This is a genomic window from Rhodococcus sp. NPDC059234, assembly GCF_042754225.1.
Taxonomy (GTDB): domain Bacteria; phylum Actinomycetota; class Actinomycetes; order Mycobacteriales; family Mycobacteriaceae; genus Rhodococcus_G.
The window spans coordinates 1-7,502 of record NZ_JBHZAH010000173.1 but is presented as its reverse complement, the minus strand read 5'-3'; the positions used below and the strand labels follow the sequence as shown (position 1 = coordinate 7,502).

At 73.1% G+C, this 7,502-nt stretch carries 9 protein-coding genes; 4 read left to right on the top strand and 5 right to left on the bottom strand.

The window, feature by feature from the left end; all coding sequences use genetic code 11:
• Window positions 1-290: 290 nt before the first annotated feature.
• The 4 genes from ACFXGJ_RS23385 to ACFXGJ_RS23370 form a co-directional block, all read right to left on the bottom strand.
• A complete protein-coding gene (locus ACFXGJ_RS23385; protein WP_378625534.1) occupies window positions 291-1,061 on the bottom strand; it encodes an adenosylcobinamide-GDP ribazoletransferase in 771 nt (256 codons plus the stop codon).
• 2 nt (window positions 1,062-1,063) lie between these two features.
• Window positions 1,064-2,152, bottom strand: a complete 1,089-nt coding sequence (gene cobT / locus ACFXGJ_RS23380; protein ID WP_378625542.1) for a nicotinate-nucleotide--dimethylbenzimidazole phosphoribosyltransferase — start codon at window positions 2,150-2,152, stop codon at window positions 1,064-1,066.
• A gap of 32 nt (window positions 2,153-2,184) precedes the next feature.
• Window positions 2,185-2,646 carry a bifunctional adenosylcobinamide kinase/adenosylcobinamide-phosphate guanylyltransferase gene (locus tag ACFXGJ_RS23375; protein ID WP_378625539.1) on the bottom strand — a complete coding sequence of 154 codons (462 nt, stop codon included), beginning with the start codon at window positions 2,644-2,646 and terminating at the stop codon, window positions 2,185-2,187.
• A gap of 84 nt (window positions 2,647-2,730) precedes the next feature.
• Window positions 2,731-3,702 (bottom strand): helix-turn-helix domain-containing protein, encoded by a 972-nt coding sequence (locus tag ACFXGJ_RS23370; protein WP_378625537.1) that lies wholly within the window; start codon window positions 3,700-3,702, stop codon window positions 2,731-2,733.
• Between the two features lie 84 nt (window positions 3,703-3,786).
• Here ACFXGJ_RS23370 and ACFXGJ_RS23365 point away from each other — a divergent pair, with 84 nt between their 5' ends.
• The gene (locus ACFXGJ_RS23365; RefSeq protein ID WP_378625531.1) at window positions 3,787-4,011 is read left to right on the top strand and encodes a hypothetical protein; all 225 of its coding nucleotides are present in this window, start codon (window positions 3,787-3,789) and stop codon (window positions 4,009-4,011) included.
• 30 nt (window positions 4,012-4,041) lie between these two features.
• Here the strand turns inward: ACFXGJ_RS23365 and ACFXGJ_RS23360 are convergent, their stop codons facing one another.
• Window positions 4,042-4,698 carry a DUF3043 domain-containing protein gene (locus ACFXGJ_RS23360; protein ID WP_378625529.1) on the bottom strand — a complete coding sequence of 219 codons (657 nt, stop codon included), beginning with the start codon at window positions 4,696-4,698 and terminating at the stop codon, window positions 4,042-4,044.
• A gap of 58 nt (window positions 4,699-4,756) precedes the next feature.
• Here ACFXGJ_RS23360 and ACFXGJ_RS23355 point away from each other — a divergent pair, with 58 nt between their 5' ends.
• From ACFXGJ_RS23355 to ACFXGJ_RS23345, 3 genes are all read left to right on the top strand, one after another.
• A complete protein-coding gene (locus ACFXGJ_RS23355) occupies window positions 4,757-5,839 on the top strand; it encodes a glycerate kinase (RefSeq protein ID WP_378625526.1) in 1,083 nt (360 codons plus the stop codon).
• Between the two features lie 132 nt (window positions 5,840-5,971).
• On the top strand, window positions 5,972-6,325 hold the full coding sequence (locus ACFXGJ_RS23350; protein ID WP_378424377.1) for a HesB/IscA family protein: 354 nt from the start codon (window positions 5,972-5,974) through the stop codon (window positions 6,323-6,325).
• Window positions 6,326-6,499: 174 nt separating this feature from the next.
• The gene (locus tag ACFXGJ_RS23345) at window positions 6,500-7,462 is read left to right on the top strand and encodes a carbohydrate kinase family protein (RefSeq protein WP_378625523.1); all 963 of its coding nucleotides are present in this window, start codon (window positions 6,500-6,502) and stop codon (window positions 7,460-7,462) included.
• Window positions 7,463-7,502: the final 40 nt, after the last annotated feature.

The following is a 7,502-nucleotide window of genomic DNA, read 5'->3' as shown; positions in this document are numbered from 1 at the left end:
GTCGTGGGCCGCAGTCGTTTCCGGGGCCGCGTCGCGCAGGGCGGAGTCGACGTCGTCGCGGACGAGCAACTCGACCGTGCGGCGGACCGTGCGGACGTCGTCGCCCCGCAGGCTGTCCAACCAGTGCTCGATCGGTTCCGGCGGAGTCGGCCGTTCGGGAAATCGTTGCTGGGACTGCCTGCCGGACAGGTGAACTCGACCGTCTCCGCCGCGTCGGTACGGGTCCCGATCCAGTTTCCGTGCCGGCAGTGCCGGGGTGCGGCGCGAGTGGTCGGCTACGCGAATCGCCGTCAGGCTCCGACCAGCAGGCCCACGACGGCGACCGTGACCGCCACTTCGATCGCCGCACCGAGCACGTCCCCGGTGATGCCGCCGAACCGGCGCACGCAGTGCCGGGTCGCGGCGACCGTCACCGCGAGCGCGAGGGCCACCACGACCGGGCCCTGCCACCAGCGGCCCGGCACCGACCAGATCGACGCCGCCATCAGCGCCAGCGTCCACAGCGCAGCGGACCAACGGCCCTGACTGTCGGCGACCAGGGCGCCGAACCCGGTGGGGGAGGCCGCCGGCACGCCGCGTCGGCACGCCAGCACGACCGCCACGCGCCCGGCCGCCACCGCGACGACGACCGCGACCCACTGTCCAGAGGTCGCGAGAGCTCCGAACGAAATCGCTTGTGCACCAATGCAGACCACGAGCGCGACGACGCCGAACGGGCCGACACCGCCGCCGCGCATCACCTCGAGCGCGCGCTCGGGCGGGCCGTAGCAGCCGAGGCCGTCGACGGTGTCCGCGAGGCCGTCGACGTGCATGCCGCGGGTGAGCAGGGCCAGCGCTGCGACGGCGAGCAGTCCGGCCAGCGCCGGATCGAGCGCCGCGCCGAGCAGCAGCCGGAGCAGTCCCGCGGCCACCGCGCCGAGCAACAGCCCGACCAGCGGGGTGGCGGCGATCGCGCGCCGGCCGGCGGCTCGGTCGATCGCCGGGCCGGCGGTGCGGTGCAGGCCGGGCAGCACGGTCAGCCAGGACAGCGCCAGCCGGCCGCCGTCGAGCGCGGTGCGCACGGTCAGTCGGCGGTCGGGGTCGCGGCGGGCTCGTCGTCCTCGCCGGTGCTGACCCCGGCGTCCGCGAACGTCGCCATGTTCGCCAGCGTGGTCACCGCGCCCTGCAGCACGGGCAGTGCCATCACCGCGCCCGATCCCTCGCCCAGTCGCATGCCCAGGTCCAGGATCGGGTCGAGGCGCAGGCGCTGCAGCGCAAGGGCGTGCGCGGGCTCGGTGGACCTGTGGCCGGCGACCCACCAGTCCCGGGCGCCCGGGGCGAGCCCCTCGGCGACCAGCGCCGCGGCGGTCACCACCACGCCGTCGAGGATCACCGGGGTCTTGCGCAGCGCGGCCTGTGCGAGGAACCCGGCCATCGCGGCCAGGTCGGCGCCGCCGCCGACCCGCAGCAGCGCGACCGGGTCCGCCACGACCGGCCGCACCCGGCGCATCGCGTCCCGGATCGCGGCGGTCTTGCGGGCCCAGCCGGCGTCGTCGACGCCCGTCCCGCGGCCCACCGCGGCGACCGGCTCGGTGTCGGTCAGCGAGGCGATCAGCACCGTCGCCGGCGTGGTGTTGCCGATGCCCATCTCGCCTGCGATCAGCAGGTCCGCTCCGGAGTCGACCTCCTCGTCGGCGATGGCGCGACCGGCGGCGATCGCCCGCGCAACCTCGTCCTCGGTGAGCGCGTCCTCGCGATCGATGGATCCGCTCGACCGCCGCACCTTGTGCGCGGAGACGCTCGCATCGGTGTCCGCGTCCACCGCGATGTCGGCGACCCGCACGCCGGTTCCGGTGGTGGCGGCCAGCGCGTTCACCGCCGCTCCGCCGGCGATGAAGTTCGCCACCATCTGCGCGGTCACCTCGGCCGGGTACGCGGACACCCCGTTGCGCGCGACGCCGTGGTCGCCGGCGAACACCACCACCCGGGGCCGGGCGAACAGGTGCGGGGGGCACTGCCCCTGACAGGCGGCGACCCAGCCGCCGAGTGTCTCGAGCCGGCCCAGCGAGCCGGCCGGCTTGGTGAGCTGGGTCTGGCGCACGTCCGCGGCGGCCCGGGCCGCGGCGTCGGGAGGCGTGATCGCGTCAAAGGTGACGTCGGGTTCGCTTGTCACAGTGGGCCTTTCGGTGAAGATGTCGACATCGGTCACTTGAGCTCGAGCGCCAGGCCTGCCACCACGAGCAGGACCTCGTCGCAGACCGCCGCGAGGCGGCCGTTGAGTGCGCCGATCTCGTCGCGGAACAACCGTCCCGAGCGGGTCTCCGGAATCACGCCGAGGCCGACTTCGGGGCTGACCAGTACGAGTCTGCCCGGGTACCCCGCGACCGCGTCGACCAGGTCGTCGCAACGCGGTGCGAGGGTCCCGCGCGGCAACTCCCAGGCCTGGGCGGCGTCCATCTCGGCGGTGAGCCAGGTGCCCAGGTCGTCGACGAGGGTGGGGCCGTCGCCGGAACGCAGGATCGCGGCGAGGCCGGGCCCGGACGCGCTCTCGACCGTGCTCCAGTGTGGGGGTCGGCGGAGCCGGTGCTCGTGGACGCGGTCGGTCCAGTCGTCGTCGCGTGGGTCGACGCGGGCGGTCGCCACGTAGCGCACGGCGGCGTCGGGCATGAGGGCCTCCGCGTGTCCGGACTTGCCGGAGCGGGCCCCGCCGAGCACCAGGGTGCGGGTCGGTGCGGCGGCGGAGGACACGCGCTAGACGGTACCAACGTCGTCGCGTCGGCCGAACCGTCGGCGGTAGTCGGCGGGCGCGAGTCCGATCGTGCGGTGGAAGTGGTGTCGCAGCAGCGAGCCGGAACCGAATCCGCATCGGGCCGCGATCTGCTCGAGCCCGAGGTCGGTGTCCTCGAGTAGCTGTTGCGCGTGCAGGACACGTTGGGTGGTAAGCCATTTGACGGGGGTGGTGCCGGTTTCGGCGGCGAACCGGCGCGCGAACGTGCGCGTGGACACGGCGGCGCGGGCGGACAGCGACGCCGCGGTGTGCGGCTCGTCGAGGTGCTCTCGCATCCAGGTCAGGGTGTCGGTGAGGCTGTCGCCCGTGCAGGTGGGGACGGGGCGTTCGATGAACTGCCGCTGGCCACCGTCGCGTTGCGGTGGCACCACCATCCGTCGGGCGACGGTGTTGGCCACCGCGGCGCCGAGTTCGCGCCGGACGAGGTGAAGACAGGCGTCGATGCCCGCGGCGGTGCCCGCGCTGGTGATCAGGTTGCCCTCGTCGACGAAGAGCACGTCGGGGTCCACCGTGGTCGCGGAGTAGGCGCGGGCGAGCTCGTCGGCGTGACTCCAGTGCGTGGTGCAGGTGCGGCCGTCGAGCAGTCCCGCGGCCCCGGCCAGGAAGGCGCCGGAGCAGATGGTGAGCACGATCGCGCCCTGCTCGGCGGCGGCCCGCAGGGCGTCGACGACGGGCGCGGGGAAGTCCGTGCGGGTCCCGGTGGCGGGGACGGCGACCAGGTCGGCCCCGCGGAGGCCGTCGAGGCCGTGTTCGGGGGTGACGGTGACGCCGGGGGTGTTGGAGGTCAGGGGCACGCCGGCGGCTGGCCCGCAGACGCGGAAGTCGATGGCGGGCACGCCCACGTCGGTGCGGTCGAGGCCGAACACCTCGCACACCACACCGAACTCGAACATCGCGATCCGGTCGGTCAGCAGCACGGCGACGGTGGAGAGCACGGCCCCAGTATATGGCGCGATCTTTGCGAAGCGTGTCATTGCTGCCACTGTCGGCGGCAAATCGATGGTCGCAAAATTGCTGCCATGACGACTCTATCCGGCCTCGCGGTGCTGACGGTGCTGCTCGCGATGGTGTTGCTCCCGGCCTCGCGATGGTCCCGCCGGGCCCGTCCGCCGGCAGGGAACCGCTACCGCGTCAACATGTTTCGGCCCGATCACCCGCTCGGCTCGGTCGGCGCCGTCGATCGGGACGCCGAGCGGGCGAGCGTCGATCTCGAGGCCGTGAGACGACGATCGCCGCACCGCTGAGCGCGGTGCGGCGATCGATGTCGGTCGGCCTCAGACGGCGTCGCCGGGGGAGACCCTCGGCTGCGGGGCGCGCATCTTGCGGATCTGGGAGGCCCGCACGAAGGCGTACCAGCCGAGCTTGAATCCGCCGTCCACGCTGTCGGGGTAGCGTTCGCGCACCTGACGGTTGATTCGACGGCCCATGAGATAGCCCTCGACCACCATGAACAGCATCATGATCAGCATCGCGAGGGTGACGATGGCCTGGATCGCGGGGTTGAGGAACATCGCGAGGATCAGCAGGATCGCCAGCGGCATGAACATCCCGACCAGGTGACGGCGGGCGTCGACGAGGTCGCGGACGTAGGCGCGGACCGGTCCCTTGTCGCGGGGCAGCAGGTACTTGTCCTCGCCCGCGAGCATCCGGGCCCGGCGATCGGCGGCGTCGGCGCGGCGGTCGGCCGAGGCCTGCTTGCGGTCCTCCTTGGAGCCGCGGGTCTGCTTGCGGCGGTCCCGGGCCTCCTTGGCGGTCAGCGGTGCGGGTGCGACCGGGCCGCGGCGCTTGCCCTCGGCCTCGCGCCGGCTCGGCGTCGGCCGCCCCTTGCCTGCGGTCTCGGCGGACGGCGACGGCTCGACGGCCGTCGACTCGACGACCTCGTGGTCCCCGTTGTCGGAATTGTCGGGGTTTCCTCGGCGCAGCAGTTTCACCCCACCAGGCTACTTCCTGCGCCGCGCCGACGATTGAGCGCGGTTCTACACTCGGCCGATGCGAGTACTGATCGCCCCGGACTCCTTCGGTGACACGCTCACCGCGCCGGCGGCCGCGGCCGCGATGGCGGCGGGCTGGGCGCGGTCGCGGCCCGGTGACCAGCTGATCCAGGCGCCGCAGTCCGACGGCGGTCCCGGCTTCGTCGACGTCCTCGCCGCCCGGCTCGGCGAGACGCGCGTCGCGAGGGTGTCCGGCCCGCTGACGGACGAGGTGAGCGCACGCTGGCTGCTCGCCGACGGTGTCGGCTACGTCGAGGCGGCGCAGGCCTGCGGGCTGCACCTGCTGGGAGGCCCGCCGGACCCGGGCACCGCGGTCGCCGCGCACAGCCGGGGGGTCGGGCAGCTGATCGGCGCCGCGCTCGACGCGGGGGCAGACACGGTGGTCGTCGGGCTGGGCGGCAGCGGCTGCACGGACGGTGGGCGCGGCATGATCGACGCGCTCGCCGGGGGCACCGAGGGCGCGGAGGCGGTGCGCGTCGTCCGGGACCGGCTGCGCGGCGTACGGCTGATGGCGGCCACCGACGTGGAGAACCCGCTGCTCGGACCACACGGCGCGGCGGTGGTGTTCGGCCCGCAGAAGGGCGCGGACGAGGCGACCGTCGCGCTGCTCGAACAGCGCAACGCGCAGTGGGCCGGCGTCCTCGACTCGGTCGCGGGCCGCGCGGTGACCGACGAACCCGGCGCGGGCGCGGCCGGCGGGATCGGGGCGGCCCTGCTGGCGGTCGGGGCAACGCGCCGCGCCGGTGCGCAGTTGGTCGCCGAGCTGACCGCGCAGGACCGGTTGCTCGCGTCGGTGGACGTCGTGCTCACCGGCGAGGGTCGGTTCGACCACCAGTCGCTCCGCGGCAAGCTCGTCGTCGCGCTCGCGCGGGCGGCGGGTCGGCACGCGGTCCCGGTCCTGGTCCTCGCCGGCCAGGTCCGACTCGACCCCGACGATCCCGGGCTCGACGCGCTCGGGCAGGTCGAGGTGCATTCGGTCGCCGAGCACGCCGGGTCCGTCGCGCTCGCGATGTCGGACGCCGCGCGGCAACTCGACGGACTGACCGCGACGGTCGCGCGGCGGTGGTCGGGCGATCGGTGACGGGCCGGTGACGACGTGACGCGGGACGGCAGGGATACTGCACCGGTGGGAATGCCGCAACGGCAGGAATACCGCGCGGCGGAGTACCGTTGAAGCGTTCACGGGTTTGGTACGAGCGAACAGGGAGAGCCCATGACTGTCCAGAACGAAGAGTCGACCGCGCACAAGGTCGTCATGACCGATGCCGCTGCGGCCAAGGCGAAGGCCCTGCTCGACCAGGAGGGTCGCGACGACCTGGCGCTGCGCATCGCGGTCCAGCCCGGCGGTTGCGCGGGACTGCGCTACCAGCTGTTCTTCGACGACCGTAACCTCGACGGGGACCTCGTCGTCGACTTCGGCGGCGTCAGCCTCGCGGTCGACCGGATGAGCGCGCCGTACGTCGAGGGTGCGTCCATCGACTTCGTCGACACGATCGAGAAGCAGGGCTTCACGATCGACAACCCGAACGCCACCGGCTCCTGCGCCTGTGGAGACTCGTTCAACTGATCCGACCCGACTCTGGCGCGGCGTCCCCTCCGGGGCGTCGCGCCAGAGTGGTCTTCGGGGTCGCGTGGTCGGTGGGTCCCGCTTCGGGTGCGGACCGTCGCGTTGCCTGCGGGTAGCGTGGAGACTTCGTGCCGTCGCCCAGGACGCGCACCGTCGAACTGAAAGGTCCCTCGCGTGACAATTGCGGTCACCGGCTCCATCGCCACCGATCATCTGATGCGGTTCCCCGGACGCTTCGCCGATCAGCTCATCGCCGATCAGCTCGCGCACATCTCGCTGAGCTTCCTCGTCGACGACCTGGTGGTCCGGCGCGGCGGCGTCGGCGGCAACATCGCCTACGCGATGGGCGTGCTCGGCGGCGCTCCGCTGCTGGTCGGAGCGGTCGGTGCCGACTTCGCCGAGTACCGCACCTGGCTCGAGGGCAACGGCGTGAACTGCGAGCAGGTCCGCGTGTCGGAGACCGCCCACACGGCGCGGTTCGTCTGCACCACCGACGAGGACATGGCGCAGATCGCGTCGTTCTACCCGGGCGCGATGAGCGAGGCCCGCGACATCTCCCTCGCCGACCTGCCGGCGGGCGTCGACCTCGTGCTGGTCGGTGCCAACGACCCCGCCGCGATGGCTCGGCACACCGAGCAGTGCCGCGAACTGGGTCTGCCCTTCGCGGCCGACCCGTCGCAGCAGCTGGCGCGCCTGTCCGGCGCCGAGGCACGCGAGCTGATCGGCGGCGCGAAGTACCTGTTCACCAACGAGTACGAGTGGGCGCTGCTGCTGCAGAAGACCGAGCTCACGGAGACCGAGATCGCCGAGCAGGTCGGCCTGCGGGTGACCACCCTCGGCGCCAAGGGCGTCGAGATCGTCGACCGTGAGGGCAACTTCGTGCGGGTCGGCGTGGTGCCGGAGAAGGCGAAGGTCGACCCGACCGGTGTCGGTGACGCGTTCCGGGCCGGCTTCCTGACCGGCCAGAGCGCCGGACTGAGCCTCGAGCGGTCCGCGCAGCTCGGTTCGCTGGTGGCGGTGCTGGTGCTCGAGACGGTCGGGACGCAGGAGTGGACCCTCGACCGCGACGACGCCGTCAAGCGACTGTCCGAGGCCTACGGCCCCGAGGCCGCCGAGGAGATCGGCGCCCTGATCTAGGCGGCTGCACCGCAGTGGTGCGGTTACGGAGTCTCCGGAC

Excerpts from the sequence above, each read along its gene's own strand:
- ACFXGJ_RS23375 (WP_378625539.1), bottom strand. The coding sequence starts at position 2,646 with ATGCCCGACGCCGCCGTGCGCTACGTGGCGACCGCCCGCGTCGACCCA.
- ACFXGJ_RS23365 (WP_378625531.1), top strand. The coding sequence starts at position 3,787 with ATGACGACTCTATCCGGCCTCGCGGTGCTGACGGTGCTGCTCGCGATG.
- ACFXGJ_RS23355 (WP_378625526.1), top strand. The coding sequence starts at position 4,757 with ATGCGAGTACTGATCGCCCCGGACTCCTTCGGTGACACGCTCACCGCG.
- ACFXGJ_RS23350 (WP_378424377.1), top strand. The coding sequence starts at position 5,972 with ATGACTGTCCAGAACGAAGAGTCGACCGCGCACAAGGTCGTCATGACC.